The organism is Vibrio splendidus, assembly GCF_024347615.1.
GTDB classification, from domain to species: Bacteria; Pseudomonadota; Gammaproteobacteria; order Enterobacterales; family Vibrionaceae; genus Vibrio; species Vibrio splendidus.
This window is the reverse complement of sequence record NZ_AP025508.1, coordinates 1,966,021-1,981,096: the sequence shown is the minus strand read 5'-3', so window position 1 is coordinate 1,981,096 and position 15,076 is coordinate 1,966,021. Positions and strand designations below refer to the sequence as shown.

The 15,076-nt window shown below is 43.3% G+C and carries 14 protein-coding genes and 1 pseudogene; 6 read left to right on the top strand and 9 right to left on the bottom strand.

Going from position 1 to position 15,076, the window contains the following annotated elements; translation table 11 throughout:
* Positions 1–86: 86 nt before the first annotated feature.
* From ttcA to OCU90_RS08990, 4 genes are all read right to left on the bottom strand, one after another.
* Entirely contained in the window at positions 87–980 is an 894-nt protein-coding gene (gene ttcA, locus OCU90_RS09005; protein WP_004733695.1) for a tRNA 2-thiocytidine(32) synthetase TtcA, read from the bottom strand.
* Positions 981–1,322: 342 nt separating this feature from the next.
* Positions 1,323–1,973, bottom strand: a complete 651-nt coding sequence (locus tag OCU90_RS09000) for a DUF2987 domain-containing protein (RefSeq protein WP_061024194.1) — start codon at positions 1,971–1,973, stop codon at positions 1,323–1,325.
* Positions 1,974–2,096: 123 nt separating this feature from the next.
* Positions 2,097–2,945, bottom strand: coding sequence for a glucosaminidase domain-containing protein (locus tag OCU90_RS08995; RefSeq protein ID WP_061024192.1), 849 nt, complete (start codon positions 2,943–2,945; stop codon positions 2,097–2,099).
* Complete coding sequence (locus OCU90_RS08990; RefSeq protein ID WP_004733700.1) at positions 2,938–3,792, bottom strand: DUF2189 domain-containing protein; 855 nt, start codon at positions 3,790–3,792, stop codon at positions 2,938–2,940. Before OCU90_RS08990 ends, OCU90_RS08995 begins: the two co-directional genes overlap by 8 nt.
* 329 nt (positions 3,793–4,121) lie before the next feature.
* Here OCU90_RS08990 and potA point away from each other — a divergent pair, with 329 nt between their 5' ends.
* From potA to OCU90_RS08960, 6 genes and pseudogenes are all read left to right on the top strand, one after another.
* A complete protein-coding gene (gene potA / locus OCU90_RS08985) occupies positions 4,122–5,237 on the top strand; it encodes a spermidine/putrescine ABC transporter ATP-binding protein PotA (protein ID WP_004733702.1) in 1,116 nt (371 codons plus the stop codon).
* Positions 5,221–6,078 carry a spermidine/putrescine ABC transporter permease PotB gene (potB, locus tag OCU90_RS08980; RefSeq protein WP_004733704.1) on the top strand — a complete coding sequence of 286 codons (858 nt, stop codon included), beginning with the start codon at positions 5,221–5,223 and terminating at the stop codon, positions 6,076–6,078. The genes potA and potB overlap by 17 nt, the downstream gene beginning before the upstream one ends.
* Positions 6,078–6,848: a spermidine/putrescine ABC transporter permease PotC gene (gene potC, locus OCU90_RS08975; RefSeq protein WP_009846722.1), complete on the top strand. Its 771-nt coding sequence runs from the start codon at positions 6,078–6,080 to the stop codon at positions 6,846–6,848. Before potB ends, potC begins: the two co-directional genes overlap by 1 nt.
* A gap of 148 nt (positions 6,849–6,996) precedes the next feature.
* Positions 6,997–8,031: an extracellular solute-binding protein gene (locus tag OCU90_RS08970; protein WP_061024190.1), complete on the top strand. Its 1,035-nt coding sequence runs from the start codon at positions 6,997–6,999 to the stop codon at positions 8,029–8,031.
* 228 nt (positions 8,032–8,259) lie between these two features.
* Positions 8,260–9,297 carry an extracellular solute-binding protein gene (locus OCU90_RS08965; RefSeq protein WP_017059627.1) on the top strand — a complete coding sequence of 346 codons (1,038 nt, stop codon included), beginning with the start codon at positions 8,260–8,262 and terminating at the stop codon, positions 9,295–9,297.
* A gap of 90 nt (positions 9,298–9,387) precedes the next feature.
* Positions 9,388–10,183 (top strand): annotated as a pseudogene (locus tag OCU90_RS08960) (GGDEF domain-containing protein).
* A 126-nt stretch (positions 10,184–10,309) separates the two neighbouring features.
* Here OCU90_RS08960 and cobB read toward each other — a convergent pair.
* The 5 genes from cobB to fdh3B form a co-directional block, all read right to left on the bottom strand.
* Entirely contained in the window at positions 10,310–11,044 is a 735-nt protein-coding gene (gene cobB, locus OCU90_RS08955; protein WP_061024188.1) for a Sir2 family NAD+-dependent deacetylase, read from the bottom strand.
* A 256-nt stretch (positions 11,045–11,300) separates the two neighbouring features.
* Complete coding sequence (locus tag OCU90_RS08950) at positions 11,301–12,521, bottom strand: ammonium transporter (RefSeq protein ID WP_017077239.1); 1,221 nt, start codon at positions 12,519–12,521, stop codon at positions 11,301–11,303.
* 453 nt (positions 12,522–12,974) lie between these two features.
* Complete coding sequence (locus tag OCU90_RS08945; protein WP_017083675.1) at positions 12,975–13,391, bottom strand: hypothetical protein; 417 nt, start codon at positions 13,389–13,391, stop codon at positions 12,975–12,977.
* Complete coding sequence (locus OCU90_RS08940) at positions 13,375–14,448, bottom strand: formate dehydrogenase subunit gamma (RefSeq protein WP_061024186.1); 1,074 nt, start codon at positions 14,446–14,448, stop codon at positions 13,375–13,377. The genes OCU90_RS08945 and OCU90_RS08940 overlap by 17 nt, the downstream gene beginning before the upstream one ends.
* Positions 14,449–14,461: 13 nt before the next feature.
* Complete coding sequence (gene fdh3B / locus OCU90_RS08935; protein ID WP_004733723.1) at positions 14,462–15,070, bottom strand: formate dehydrogenase FDH3 subunit beta; 609 nt, start codon at positions 15,068–15,070, stop codon at positions 14,462–14,464.
* Between the last annotated feature and the right edge of the window lie 6 nt (positions 15,071–15,076).

Sequence of the window (15,076 nt, the reverse complement as noted above, 5' to 3'; positions counted from 1 at the left end):
ATAAAAAAACGCCTCAAGCAATGCTTGAGGCGTTTTTGTTTATCTAAAGCTTACGCGATTCCAACAACAGAATCGTTTATATCGCGTTATACGTTAGTTACGTCGATGAACATTGACTCATCAATGTTTGAAGACGAGATTTCAGCTTCTTCGAATTCGTATGCTTTGCGATCTTCGCTACGATCCAGTGGAAGGTTAATGAAATCAAACAACTCACGGTCAGCCAATTGGCTTGGGCTCACGTTCTGAATTGACTTGAAGACCTTCTCAACACGGCCTGGAGTCTGTTTATCCCAATCAATTAGCATCGCTTTGATGTTTTGACGTTGCAGATTTTCTTGAGAACCACACAGGTTACATGGAATGATCGGAAACTCTTTGTGCTCTGCGTATTTGATTAGGTCCGTTTCGCGACAGTAAGTCAGAGGACGGATTACAACGTTACGACCATCGTCAGAGCGAAGCTTAGGTGGCATAGCCTTAAGGCGAGCACCGTGGAACATGTTCAGGAACATAGTCTCAACAATGTCGTCTAGGTGGTGACCTAAAGCAATCTTCGTTGCGCCAATCTTCTCTGCAAACGAGTACAACGTACCACGACGCAGACGTGAACAAAGGCCACAAGTTGTCTTACCTTCTGGCACTTTTTCTTTTACCACTGAGTACGTATCTTTATCTACGATGTAGTAAGGAATGTTCAGAGTTTCAAAGTACTCAGGAAGAATATGCTCAGGGAACCCCGGTTGTTTTTGGTCTAGGTTTACGGCAACAACATCAAATTTGATGGGTGCTGCTTCACGTAAACGTAGCAAAATGTCTAGCATCGCAAATGAATCTTTACCGCCACTAATACACGCCATTACTACGTCATTCTCTTCGATCATGTTGTAGTCGACGATGGCATTCCCAACATTTCTTCTTAGAAGTTTCTGAAGCTTGTTGAATTCAAGTGTATCTTTTTTATTTTCGTTTTGGTTCATTGCGACTCTCACACCGTCGTATTACCGACTGTAGATTGCTAGTGGGACTGTTTTAGGGCGTGGATTATACGGATTTTTATTTCAGGTTGGAACAGCAACAACAGGATAAACAAGCCAAGCAGGAGAAAGATTCCGCCTTATCATACTATCTGTCCTCTAGCGGTGAGAAAAATATGTCTTAATAAGAGGTTAGAATCAAAGATGAAAGGCCGTTGAGATATGTGATTTGGCAAGATTTAAAGGTTTAGGTTTAAGACTTTAAACGAAAACAGCCTGTTCAAAGAAGAACAGGCTGTTTCGTCAAGATCTTAAGCTGAGCAAACAGCTTCTGGCCGGTAGTTATTATTGCGCAGGGATGTAAGGCAAAACACGAACTGTGGCTTCTGGTAACGTGATGCTGTCACTTCCGTTCAGTTCGTCCAGCGTGAATTTCGCACGCCCTTCTTTGATTGGGATTTGCTTACCATTAGACAGGGCAATATTGCCTTCAAGTTTACTATCAAATTCTAGCGTCAAACCTTGAATATCAGGAGTGAACCAACTAGAGAACATGCCGCTGACGTCTTCTAGCATCGCTTGCATCTGTGGTAATAGGCTTTCTAACTGTGCAACCTCAACCGTTCCAGCCAAAGGTTCCTGAGTCATTACGACGAGCGAATACGCACATTCTTGTTCTTGGGTTTGTACAAAGATAAGAGGGTTTGCTGAGCGTAGGTTTTTATCTACCGGTAGAAGCAGCTCATTCGCAGGAGACACTTTTAACTCTTCGTAATGCTCTTCTTTCTCCATCCAAGCTTTGCTGATGTGACAGGTTTTCTGTGCTTGTTGGTCAACAAAGAAGACCGCAACTTTGACATCATCGTGCCCTTCTTTGGTGTTGTTTTTCAGCTGAGTATAGAGTTTAGAATACGTGAACATGTATTCTTGCGCCGAAGCAGGAAGAGAAACGCCAAGGCTTAAAGAGGCTAATAGAGCGAGTACTGTCTTTTTCATTATTATAATCTTGTCGAAGTTGAGCGTTTATAAATAGAAAGAGCAGCCAATGAGCTGCTCTTTTTGTGATGTTACTTGGTGTAAGCCGACTTTCGAAGGCAACCAAGTTGGTATCAAAATGAGTTACTTTTTCCAGTATACCTTGTTGTGACGGATCATAGCTTGTAAATCAGTCACATAGTCTGAACCTCGCTCAGAATATTTTAACAAGCCGTTAGTGAGCTCTGTCGCTGTTTCGGTTGTTAAAAGGTCATCACCTTGTGCAGCAAGTTTTGCGCGAATGGCTCTTAAATCAGAGTAAGCACGGTTGCGGTTAAGGTTCATGAAGTAACGATGCACCGATTCTTGGCTTGAAGAGAATGTTGCTACTTCATGCGAGCTACCTTCGTTACGTTGTAGCGGAACAAGTCCACAACCTTTGGTGTAACACCAGTGTCCGAAATAGTTGTTGGCTTTGGTGGCGAAACGTGATGTCCCCCAAGCCGATTCATTAGCAGCCTGTGTCAGTACTAGCGCCTCTGGCAGTACGTTGACACGGCTCAGCATCTCTGTCAGCCATACCTGTTCTAAACCTTCACTAGGCACTGGTAAGCTGTACAACTTTCCTAACCTTTTCGCATAAGACGCGTCTTCAGAGTCAATGTTGCTCAAACCAGATTCAGATAGCTTAGTTAAAAACGCGCGTTCTTTGGTGATACGTTTGTTTTCAATATTGATGCTTGGGCGAAGGAACGAAAAGAATGTGTCTTTTTTTACGTTCACATCTTCGATGGCAGCAAAATTTGGTCGATCTGAAGCCACGGTCAAATCACCAAACTCACTTGATGTATTTGAACTTTGGTCTGCCGAACGTCGGCGCTCTTCTTCTTGGTAAATGTATGGACCAACCAGTGAGATAGACCCCACAATCGCTAGTGCAGTTACCTTTAGCGCAAGTGATTTACTTGCGCTGCCTTTGACATTATTACGCATCGAACACCTGAGGGTTTTTGTTTTTGTTACCATCGTTACTGTTGTTGCCGTCGTTATTACTGTCGCCGTTGCTGTTGTCGTCATCACTATTAGGTCGATCTGACGCAATAACCTTCAGTTTAATACCAAACATTTCACGGTAGATGATGCCTTTCACATGAAAGAAAAACGGAAGAACGAATATCAAGCCAATGCCGTACATCATTGCTGCCACAATGAACATCAGCATAACCATTAAGTAGATAGATGCGACGACGAAGATTTTCTTATTTACCGCTCTTAGAGAAAGCAGCAGCGATTGCATTGGCGGTACTTTCTTATCACAAATCAGCAGAATTGAATTGCTGAATGCTAGTGAGAAGTAGATAGACAAAAATGGCAAAAGCATACCTGCGATGCCTTGAAGCATGAGGCTGAACAAAGTAACGAGAATGACTGGAACCGTGAACTGTAAACCTTTTCCGATATGACGCACTTTGGTTTGTAAGCCTGCGACGTGGCTCATTGCCATTAAACAGATGCCAGCATAGATAGGCGCGCTGATTACTTCGTAGCTAAAGTTAGCAATAAAAATGGATTCAACGACCTGTGGTGTAAATGCCTCTGGGTCGATAACCGCGTCTAAGATAATCGCTGGGTCACCAAGCTGCAGTTTTAGTGCGATATAAAAGATAGCCAATTGCACGAACATCAGCGCAACAATCGCAGGGGAAAACGAAAGAAAGTGACTTATCGTATGTTTCCAAGCTTCTTGGAATACAGCCGTTGCTTTGAGCTCATAATCGCCGGAAAGTGCACGGTCGATGCTACCGCCCAAATTAAAATCTTTTTCGATGTCGTTGTTCATATTGATACCTAGGTGCGCCAACTAAACGAAGCCACCTAACTTATTGATAAAAAATTGCCTTCATTATACCCATATGTCGGCTGCAAACTAAAATATGAATCTGTAACAAGGCTTGCTTTTGCGTCTTAATGGTTAATAATTAGACACTTGTTAGGGTGTGAACCCAATAAATAACAGTATGGTAAAGGATGTTTACTTTTACCTGCGAATTTTTTTATCTATGAATGGTAAAAAATGCTTTGAATTCACGTTTTTGGTGATTATGATGCGCGCCTTAAAGGTGTATAGCAACAGGTCTCAAATAGAACCAAGGTGGAGAAAAACAGACGTTGAACGCTAAAAAATCAGTAGGAAAGCCAGTCGTACAGTTAACTGGCATTAGTAAAAGTTTCGATGGTAAGGAAGTCATCGGCAATCTTGATCTAAACGTAAATCATGGTGAGTTTCTCACGATATTAGGCCCGTCCGGTTGCGGTAAAACCACGGTACTAAGGATGATTGCAGGGTTTGAAACGGCAGATAGTGGTGAAATACTATTAGCTCAACAGAATGTAACCCAAGTTCCTGCTGAACAAAGGCATGTTAACACTGTATTCCAAAGCTATGCCCTATTCCCACATATGACCGTTTTCGACAATGTGGCATTTGGTTTACGCATGCAAAAAGTGCCAAACACCGAGATTGAACCTCGTGTCATGGATGCTTTAAAAATGGTGCGCCTAGAACAAATGGCACAACGAAAGCCACACCAGCTATCCGGTGGCCAACAGCAACGTATCGCAATCGCTCGTGCTGTCGTTAATAAGCCTAAAGTTCTTTTGTTGGATGAGTCTCTCTCTGCTCTAGATTACAAACTACGTAAACAGATGCAAATCGAGCTTAAGCAACTGCAACGCCAACTTGGTATCACGTTCATTTTTGTAACGCATGACCAAGAAGAAGCATTGTCCATGTCTGATCGTATTATTGTTATGCGTGATGGCGTGATTGAACAAGACGGAACACCAAGAGAAATCTACGAAGAGCCTAAGAACTTATTTGTTGCTCGTTTCATTGGTGAAATTAACGTATTCGAAGCGACAGCGAAATCTCGTCAAGATGAAAAGCGCATTGTTGCGACAATCGAAGGTGAAGAGTCAATTATCTATCATGATAAAGACGTAGCACCGGGCCAAAAACTGCAAGTACTACTTCGCCCTGAAGATCTTCGTATCGAAGAAATTAAAGAGTCGGATCAAAGTGGTATTGTCGGCCACATTGTCGAGCGAACCTACAAAGGCATGACATTAGATTCAGTCGTAGAACTTGAATCAGGTATGCGTGTCATGGTTAGCGAATTCTTCAACGAAGATGACCCTGATGTTGATCACTCACTGGGCCAAAAAGTTGCAGTAACTTGGGTTGAGAGCTGGGAAGTGGTGTTAGAAGATGAGCAAGAAATTTAATTTACAAAACGCGATTGTTGCTTTAATCACAGGTTGGTTAGTGCTGTTCGTGATGATTCCAAACATCATGATCATCGGCACTAGCTTTCTAACTCGTGATGAAGCGAACTTGATCGAGATGACCTTCACTCTCGATAACTACCTGCGTTTAGCTGATCCGCTGTATTTTAAAGTGCTGATGCACTCTTTCTATATGGCGATTGTCGCAACCCTACTTTGTTTAATTATTGGTTACCCATTTGCCTATATCGTGGCAAAAATGCCTACGAAATGGCGCCCAATCATGTTGTTCTTAGTGATTGTGCCATTCTGGACCAACTCTTTGATTCGTACTTACGGGTTAAAAGTGGTTCTGGGAACTCAAGGTGTGTTGAACAAAGGTTTGTTGGCGTTAGACATTATCGATAAGCCACTTCGTATCATGTATTCAGAAACGGCAGTAATGATTGGGTTAGTGTATATCCTATTGCCTTTCATGATTTTACCGTTGTACTCAGCGATTGAAAAGCTAGACGATACTTATTTAGAAGCGGCTAAAGACTTAGGTGCAAACAAACTTCAAACGCTATTGAAGGTTGTTCTACCCCTAACGATGCCCGGCATTATCGGTGGTTGTTTACTTGTATTGCTCCCTGCGCTTGGAATGTTCTACATTTCAGACTTGTTGGGCGGTGCTAAGAACCTGTTGATCGGTAACGTCATTAAGAGCCAAGTGCTGAATGCCCGTGATTGGCCGTTTGGCGCCGCAACCAGTATTGCACTGACTACCGCTATGGCCGTGATGCTTTATGCCTACTACCGTGCAGGCAAGTTATTGAATAAGAAAGTGGAGCTAGACTAATGGGTCGCACAGTTAAGTTCAGCTTTATGGCGCTGGTATACGCTTTTCTATACCTACCTATTATCGTATTAATTGCCAACTCTTTTAATGCCAATAAGTTTGGTATGAAATGGGGTGGCTTTACCACCAAGTGGTATGACGCGCTGATTAACAACGATAGCCTAATGCAGGCTGCGTGGCACTCGATCAACGTCGCGGTGTTCTCAGCAACTGCCGCAACGATTGTTGGCAGCCTGACAGCAGTAGCCCTATTCCGTTACCAATTTAAAGGTAAAGGCATAGTCAATGGCATGTTGTTTATCGTGATGATGTCTCCAGATATCGTAATGGCGATTTCGCTTCTTGCGCTATTCTTAGTTATGGGTGTACAACTTGGGTTCTTTACCCTACTTGCGGCGCATATTACTTTCTGTCTGCCGTTCGTTGTTGTTACGGTTTACAGTCGCTTGAATGGCTTTGATGTGAAGATGCTAGAAGCCGCAAAAGACTTAGGTGCAAGTGAATGGACGATTCTAAAACAGATCATCCTTCCTCTTGCTAAGCCAGCTGTTGCTGCGGGTTGGTTATTGAGCTTCACTCTGTCTTTGGACGATGTGATCATCAGCTCTTTCGTAACAGGCCCAACGTATGAAATATTGCCACTGAAGATTTACTCGATGGTTAAAGTGGGTATATCTCCAGAGGTCAACGCCCTAGCAACAGTGATGTTAGTGGTGTCGTTAGTATTGGTGATTATTTCCCAGTTGTTAGCGAGAGAGAAAATCAAGTAAGTCTCCTACTCTTTACTGAGGATGACTTGATAAGAAGTTAAAATACTTCAAGTTTAACAAAAGTGTTATTCATAAACAGAATGGTAAATTGCCATTCTGTTTTTCTATCTACTGCCTTTGGGCAACGTTTAGTTTGGAGCTAACGTCAATGAAAAAATGGGCTACTCTATTAGCTGGTAGTGCATGTGCGCTTTCAATGTTATCTGCACCATCATTTGCAAAAGATAACAAAGAATTGGTATTCATGAACTGGGGACCTTACATCAATAGTGAGATCTTAGAACAGTTCACTGATGAAACTGGCATCAAAGTGATTTACTCGACTTACGAATCGAATGAAACTTTGTACGCAAAATTGAAAACGCACAATAAAGGTTACGACCTTGTGGTTCCTTCGACCTACTTCGTGTCTAAAATGCGCGACGAAGGCATGCTTCAAAAGATCGACAAAACCAAGCTAAACAATTTTTCGAATCTAGATACGAACTACCTAGATAAGCCATATGATCCGAACAACGACTACTCGATTCCACATGTTGTTGCTATTACGGGTCTAGCTGTTAACACAGACATGTACGATCCAGAAGATTTCCAAAGCTGGGCTGACCTATGGAACCCTGAGCTTGAAGGTCAGCTGATGATGATGGACGACACGCGTGAAGTGTTCCACATCGCACTGCGTAAGTTAGGTTACTCAGGTAACACGACTAACGAGAAAGAAATCGACGAAGCCTACGCTGAACTGCGTAAGTTGATGCCAAACGTTCTTGTGTTTAACTCAGATAACCCTGGCGCGCCATACATGTCTGGTGAAGTCGGTCTTGGCATGCTTTGGAACGGTTCTGCCGCTGCTGCGCAAAATGAAGGGCTACCGATCAAACTGGTTTTCCCTAAAGAAGGCGGCATTGGTTGGGTTGATAACTTTACTATCAGTTCTGGCGCAATCAACGTAGAAGCTGCTCATAAGATGATCGACTTCCTACTTCGCCCAGAAATCGCAGAGCAAATCTCTCGTGACACCGGTTACCTAACGGCCGTTAAAGCGTCTAATGAGAAGTTCAAAGACAGCCCTGCGCTATTCCCGTCGCAAGAAGATCTTGACCGTGTTGAATGGCAAGCCGCGGTGGGCGATAAGACAGTGAAGTACGAAGATTACTTCATGAAGCTTAAAGCGGGTCAGTAAGCGAGTTCGTTATCTCATTGCTCCGGGTCAACAGACGCTGATAAGTAACTGGTTTACTTAACAACCTGAGTTAGGTAATCAACACGTTAAAAATAAGAATATCAATGAATAGGCAGCTTAGGCTGCCTATTTTGTTATATCACTGCTATAATCTAGCGCGATTTTTAGAAATCCATTTACTTTGGGTTCACTACCCAGCTCCAAATCAAACAAATGAACGGAACAGTAATGAAAAAAACACTGTATACCGGCGCATTGTGTGCTGCTACTTTACTTTCTACACCCTCTTTCGCAGCTGACCAAGAACTGTATTTTTACAACTGGTCTGAATATATTCCAAATGAAGTACTAGAAGACTTCACAGAAGAAACTGGCATTAAAGTCTATTACTCAACTTATGAGTCTAACGAAAGCATGTACGCTAAGTTAAAAACTCAAGGTACGGGTTACGATTTAGTGGTTCCTTCTACTTACTTCGTTTCTAAGATGCGTAAAGAAGGCATGCTTCAAGAGCTTGATAAAACTAAGCTAAGCCACTTTGCAGATTTGGATCCAAATTACTTAGATAAGCCATTTGACCCAAACAACAACTACTCGATCCCATACATCTGGGGCGCAACGGGTATTGGTATCAACTCAGATATGCTAGACAAGTCTTCAGTTAAAAACTGGGGCGACCTGTGGGATACACAGTGGGAAGGTCAACTGATGATGATGGATGACTCTCGTGAGGTTTTCCATATCGCACTGTCTAAACTGGGTTACTCTCCAAACACGACGAACCCTGAAGAAATCAAAGAAGCGTACGAAGAACTTCGTAAGCTAATGCCAAACGTATTGGTATTTAACTCAGATTTCCCAGCGAACCCTTACCTAGCGGGTGAAGTGTCTCTTGGTATGCTTTGGAATGGCTCTGCTTACATGGCACGCCAAGAAGGTGCAACGATTGACATTATCTGGCCAGAAAAAGGCGCGATTTTCTGGATGGACAGCCTAGCAATTCCAGCAGGTGCTAAGAACACTGAAGCGGCTCATAAGATGATCGACTTCCTTCTTCGTCCTGAGAACGCTGCGAAAATTGCTCTAGAGATCGGTTACCCGACGCCAGTTAAAACGGCTTACCCTCTTCTTCCTAAAGAATTTGCTGAAGATAAGAATGTTTTCCCACCGCAATCTGTGATGGATAACGGCGTTTGGCAGGATGAAGTTGGCGAAGCGAGCGTTATTTATGACGAGTACTTCCAAAAACTTAAAGTAAACAACTAGATTGTTACTGACAGGTTAATAAAGCGGCGTAAGCCGCTTTATTTTTATCTAAGTATTATAAAAATCATAAACGATTGAAACGTAACTGATATGCCAGCAAACCCTCTTTTATTGTTAACTGCTCTTATGCTAATGGCATCATTTATGGCGCTTGGCTTAAGTTCGATTATTCAAGTAGATTCCATTTATGATTTATTTTTTGAAACGAATACTCTTGTTATTGCCTTGTATATTTACTTCATCGCACGTAGCGCGATTAGTCCACAAAAAGTGCTTCATTATGGTGCTTGCCTACTTATTCTAAGCCTTATTTACGATGTATCTACAGAGTTTAGAGTTTAGAGTTTTCGATGAATGGTCTGATAAGCATGAACTATGGAATACGTTGCTCGATGATGGCTTGTTACAAGTCGCTTTTTTACTCATTGCATACGGGCTCACGGAGCTTATTAGTAAGTTAAAAGATCAAAGTAAATTAGATGAACTTACGGGTTCATATAATCGCAAAAAGTTCGATGCGATTAAGCTTGAAGAGTTTGAACTCATCTACTTCGATTTAGATGGTCTAAAAATGGTGAATGACCGCAAAGGACATCAAATGGGTGACTTAATGATTGTTCGTTTCTCTCAAGCCTTGAACCAAGTGACACTTGAAGATGAAATGGTATTTCGTGTTGGTGGCGATGAATTTGTAGTAACGGCTCAACTTGGCCGTGGTGGTAAGTTTGTTAAGCAAGTAAGTCGCTTACTCCAAGGGGAGGAGATATCGTTTTCATATGGTATTGAGGTCACTTGCAGGGATAATTTTAAGCAAGCATTGGTTGAGTCGGATAGAGCTATGTATGAGATGAAAAAAGCCCAGCGCTCTGAAACTGAAAAGTCTTAGGTGTTATATGAATAGCAGAAACAAAAAAACAAACACCCATCTGACTTAGTTGCAGTCAGACACGCATTTGCCTTTTTAGCTAAACGTAATAAACATTTTGTAACTGTTGTACCAGCTATAACGAGTTTAAGCCGTTAAAGAGCCCTTCTCTGAACACAACAGCTCACCCACTAATTTCGGCACTTCAATACTGGCTTTACCGTAGCGTTTCTCTTCAAATTCGCTCTCAACCGCACTTGGCTCGAGGTTGATTTCAATTGTATGTGCGCCATGCATTCTAGCGTCATGTACAAAACCTGCGGCTGGATAAACCACACCTGACGTGCCGATCGAGATGAACAGATCCGCTTCTTCTAACGCTGAATAGATGTCACCCATTCTTAATGGCATTTCGCCAAACCAAACAATATGAGGACGCATTTGAGCTGGTATCTGGCAACAATGGCACAATTCGCCGGTATGGATGTCGTCTTTGTGTTCTAGAACTTGGTTTGATTCGCTGCAACGTGCCTTAAGAAGTTCACCATGCATGTGAATAATATTGTTGCTACCGCCTCTCTCGTGCAGGTTGTCGATGTTTTGAGTGATGATCGTTACTTTGCCGTCTAGCTTCTCTTCGAGCTCACCTAGCGCCTTATGGGCAGAGTTTGGCAGAATACTTTCGTTCTGTAAGCCATAGCGACGCTTATTGTAGAACTCTTGCACCAAGTCAGGATCTTTTGCAAAACCTTCTGGTGTCGCGACATCTTCGATTTTATGGTTTTCCCATAGCCCGTCTTGTGCTCGGAATGTTTGTATCCCCGACTCCGCAGAGATGCCGGCGCCAGTAAGAATTACGATATTTCGATATGGGAAATGCATACAACGTCCTTTTCAATATGTCACTTTGTAACAGCTTAGCATTGTTCAAATTCCAACAATAGTTTTAGGGATTAGACCATAGTCTTAGCCAACTGAATTCATTGATTATTTGTGACATAACTCGCTTGATGGGTGCTGCCGTTGTTACTCAAACTCTCTGTTTTGCTTTTCACTGAAACAAAAAAGCGACCGAAGCCGCTTAGTTCTGTTTAACTGATGCTTACTTGATGAGTTAAAACCATCAAAGTGAACGACGTTAGTCTTCGTTTATAGACGAGATCTTATGGATTGAAAGATCCGCACCGTTGAACTCGTCTTCTTCACTTAAACGTAGGCCAGTCACTTTACTTAGAACACCGTATACAACCAATGCACCGGCCAGAGCAACGATAATACCTGCAAGTGTTCCCATGACTTGCGCACCAAAGCTCACGCCACCTAGTCCCCAGAGTGCTTGCTGGCCGAAGATGCCAGCTGCAATGCCACCCCAAGCGCCACACACGCCGTGCAATGGCCATACACCCAGCACATCATCAATCTGTGTTTTGTTCTGCATGTAAGTAAACAGGTAAACGAACAATGCGCCCGCTACACCACCTGTAACGAGAGCGCCAAGTGGGTGCATTAAGTCTGAACCTGCACAAATCGCTACGAGACCAGCCAAAGGACCATTGTGGATGAAGCCTGGGTCATTTTTACCTGCGACTAAAGCCGCTAGAATGCCGCCGACCATCGCCATAAGTGAGTTCATGGCTACTAGGCCGCTTATGCCATTGATCGCTTGAGCTGACATCACGTTGAAGCCAAACCAACCCACACATAAGATCCAAGAACCTAGTGCTAAGAATGGGATGTTAGATGGTGCGAAGTTAGTGTGTTTACCTGCACGAATACGACCTTTACGCATACCTAAGAAGTAAACCGCGACCAAAGCAATCCAACCGCCAACGCCGTGAACTACTACAGAGCCTGCGAAGTCATGGAATCCATAACCGAATTGCGCTTCAAGCCAATCTTGGAAACCAAAATTACCATTCCAGATGATCCCTTCAAAGAATGGGTAAACAAAGCCTACGGTGAACAGTGTTGCGATGAGTATTGGATAGAAACGTGCACGCTCAGCGATACCACCAGAAACGATCGCTGGAATCGCCGCAGCAAACGTCATCAAGAAGAAAAACTTCACCAGCTCGTAACCATTACCTTGCGATAAGGTTTCTGCATCTGCAAAGAAATGCGCACCGTAAGCCACCCAGTAACCAATAAAGAAATAGGCAATGGCAGAAACGCCGAAATCCGAGAGGATCTTAACCAGCGCGTTCACTTGGTTTTTCTTTCTTACTGTACCGACTTCCAAAAATGCAAAGCCTGCGTGCATTAAGAAGACCATGATGGCGCCTAATAATAGAAATAGAGTGTCTGAACTCTGCGTCAAGCTCTCTACTGCGCTATGAACTTGGGTAACCGTTTGACTCATTAAAGCTCTCTCCCTTAGCTTTGTCTCAATTGCACTAGAACCGTGCGAATTGATGTCGTAATTAATTAAAGACTCAACAGTAAACGCAAGATGCGTTCCAACACGCTCACGTAATTTTCGTGCAACAAGTTTTTGTTTTAAACTTATGATTTTAAAGGGTTAAAATTACCACTGCACTTTTTTGGATATTTGAGATGGAGGGATGTTTAAAATTAACTGCACCAATTAAGGGAGTTGCACCATATTGGCGCGGTCAATATCAGGCTTGGCTCTGTTTTAGAGCTACCCCAAATATCTTGAAGAATTAGCTAAAAATCTTCTTCTAAGTTGACTAGACACTTGTTCTAGGTGGACAAAAAAAGCCCAGTGACTCGAATCACTGGGCTTTCTATATGATGGTTGTTTTGAGTAAATCGCTCTAGATAAGTTGTTATCTAGTTCGTCTGATACTCACTACAGGTTTGGTCCTGTTGTCGGGTTTTGCGGTAGGTTTTGACTTAAGCGCTGCATGCCTTGATACATACGAATAAACCACACCACAATCGCCACACCACCAAACAACATACCGACATAGGGAATGTAGTAAGCGATGTCATCGATTATATGGTTTTGATACCAGTAATCGTTCACACCGATCAACACGCCATTAGAGGTCGCTACCGTGACGATAAGCACAACAAAGAACGTCAGGTTCAAGAAGAAAGAGCGAATCAAGCCGTAATAATGCGTATCCACTACTTCGCCGTCTTCACCTTTATCTAAACGATAACCCGCGTAGACAATCGCAATCACGCCAGAGATCAGACAAGTAAATGGTGTGAAGCAGCTTAGGATGTAAGCGACCCAAATACCTTTATGAGGTTTGTTCATTCTTATTCACCCCTTCTGTTTTCTCTGTTGCTGCGTTTGCGCTTTGTTCAGCGCCGTTTTTCTCTTGTTCCATCACTTCTTTGTACCAAAGGTCATGGTGCTCTTTAGCCCAAGTTTCATCAACTTCGCCTGTTACCATACCCTCAAGTGCACCTTCCATACCGAACAAGCCGATGTAGATGTGGAACACAAAGCCACAGATAAGGATTAAAGCAGCCAACATATGGACTAGGTTTGAAAGCTCCATATCACGACGGGTTTGGCCGAAGATTGGGAAGTCTAAAACCAAGCCACTGATCGCAGCGACACTACCCATAACAATCAATAGCCAGAATAGCGCTTTTTCCCCCGCGTTAGAAAACTCTGCAGATGGATGAGAACCTTTATGTTTCCCGACCATACCACCCAGTTTTATGAACCACTGGATATCGACCATCTTGAAGATCGACTTGCGCCACCACTTGATGAGAACAGCCATCAACAGCACATAGAAAATCGGGCCGATGTAGTTGTGGTATTGCTTCGCCAATAGAACGATAAAGCCCCAAAGGTCAGTTGGAATGTACGGCTTCAAAAAGTGCTTGCCGTAAACCAACATCAAACCACTGAACGCCAGTGTTAAGAAAGTAAACGCCATGCTCCAGTGCAACGCACGATCCAGTCGAGACCAACGTTTGATCTTACGGCCCGTCCTTGGCGCACTCAGCATTAATGGGCCAATCACAACGTACATTAAGGTAACGAAAGCAATACTGCCAAAGATAGCGACAGCACCGGCTGGTGACATCCACTTCTCTTTCAATATGTACCACGTTTGACCTGGAGTACTGATCAACACGCCGTGCTCAGCCGATTGAGATGTGGTGTAACCTTCTTCACCGTTTCTTACTTGTCGCCAAAAATCGGCACCAGCAAGTTGTGTGATTTCTCTTTCAGCAGAGCTCGATTGAGTTTGTGATGAGTTCGTCTCAGATGCATGACTCAAAGGAGACAGCATTGTTAGTGCTGCCAACATTGGCAGCACAACAAGGAAGAGACGCTTAAACATTGTAAGCATATGTCTCTCCTAACTAGCTCTTCATCGCATCGTAAGAAAGGTCATTGCCGTCTGTCCAGCCTGCCCCCTTCGCACCACGTTCAACAACACGCTGGCGGAATACATCAGAGACTTTCTCTGCATCACCCGCTAGCAGTGCTTTGGTCGAACATAAAGAAGCACACATTGGTAGCTTGCCTTCAGCAATACGGTTCGCACCGTACTTCTGACGTTCTTCCACAGAACCTGGCTCTGTTTCTGGGCCGCCAGCACAGAAGGTACATTTGTCCATTTTACCGCGCTCACCAAAGGCTTCCTGTTTAGGGAATTGAGGTGCGCCAAACGGACAAGCAAACAAGCAGTAACCACAACCGATACATAGATCTTTATTGTGAAGTACGATGCCGTCTTCTGTATGTTCAAAACAGTCTGCGGGACAAACTGCCATACATGGCGCATCAGTACAGTGCATACATGCTACAGAGATAGAGTTTTCACCCGGTTCACCATCGTTCAGTGTGACAACGCGGCGACGTTGAATACCCCATTCCAGAGCATCATCATTTTCATTCTTACATGCAGTGACACAACCGTTACATTCGATACAACGTTTGGTGTCACAAAGAAATTTCATTCTAGCCATTTTAAG

Coding starts and splice junctions, on each gene's coding strand:
- ttcA (WP_004733695.1), bottom strand. CDS start 980: ATGAACCAAAACGAAAATAAAAAAGATACACTTGAATTCAACAAGCTT.
- OCU90_RS09000 (WP_061024194.1), bottom strand. CDS start 1,973: ATGAAAAAGACAGTACTCGCTCTATTAGCCTCTTTAAGCCTTGGCGTT.
- OCU90_RS08995 (WP_061024192.1), bottom strand. CDS start 2,945: ATGCGTAATAATGTCAAAGGCAGCGCAAGTAAATCACTTGCGCTAAAG.
- OCU90_RS08990 (WP_004733700.1), bottom strand. CDS start 3,792: ATGAACAACGACATCGAAAAAGATTTTAATTTGGGCGGTAGCATCGAC.
- potB (WP_004733704.1), top strand. CDS start 5,221: ATGAGCAAGAAATTTAATTTACAAAACGCGATTGTTGCTTTAATCACA.
- potC (WP_009846722.1), top strand. CDS start 6,078: ATGGGTCGCACAGTTAAGTTCAGCTTTATGGCGCTGGTATACGCTTTT.
- OCU90_RS08970 (WP_061024190.1), top strand. CDS start 6,997: ATGAAAAAATGGGCTACTCTATTAGCTGGTAGTGCATGTGCGCTTTCA.
- OCU90_RS08965 (WP_017059627.1), top strand. CDS start 8,260: ATGAAAAAAACACTGTATACCGGCGCATTGTGTGCTGCTACTTTACTT.
- cobB (WP_061024188.1), bottom strand. CDS start 11,044: ATGCATTTCCCATATCGAAATATCGTAATTCTTACTGGCGCCGGCATC.
- OCU90_RS08950 (WP_017077239.1), bottom strand. CDS start 12,521: ATGAGTCAAACGGTTACCCAAGTTCATAGCGCAGTAGAGAGCTTGACG.
- OCU90_RS08945 (WP_017083675.1), bottom strand. CDS start 13,391: ATGAACAAACCTCATAAAGGTATTTGGGTCGCTTACATCCTAAGCTGC.
- OCU90_RS08940 (WP_061024186.1), bottom strand. CDS start 14,448: ATGCTTACAATGTTTAAGCGTCTCTTCCTTGTTGTGCTGCCAATGTTG.
- fdh3B (WP_004733723.1), bottom strand. CDS start 15,070: ATGGCTAGAATGAAATTTCTTTGTGACACCAAACGTTGTATCGAATGT.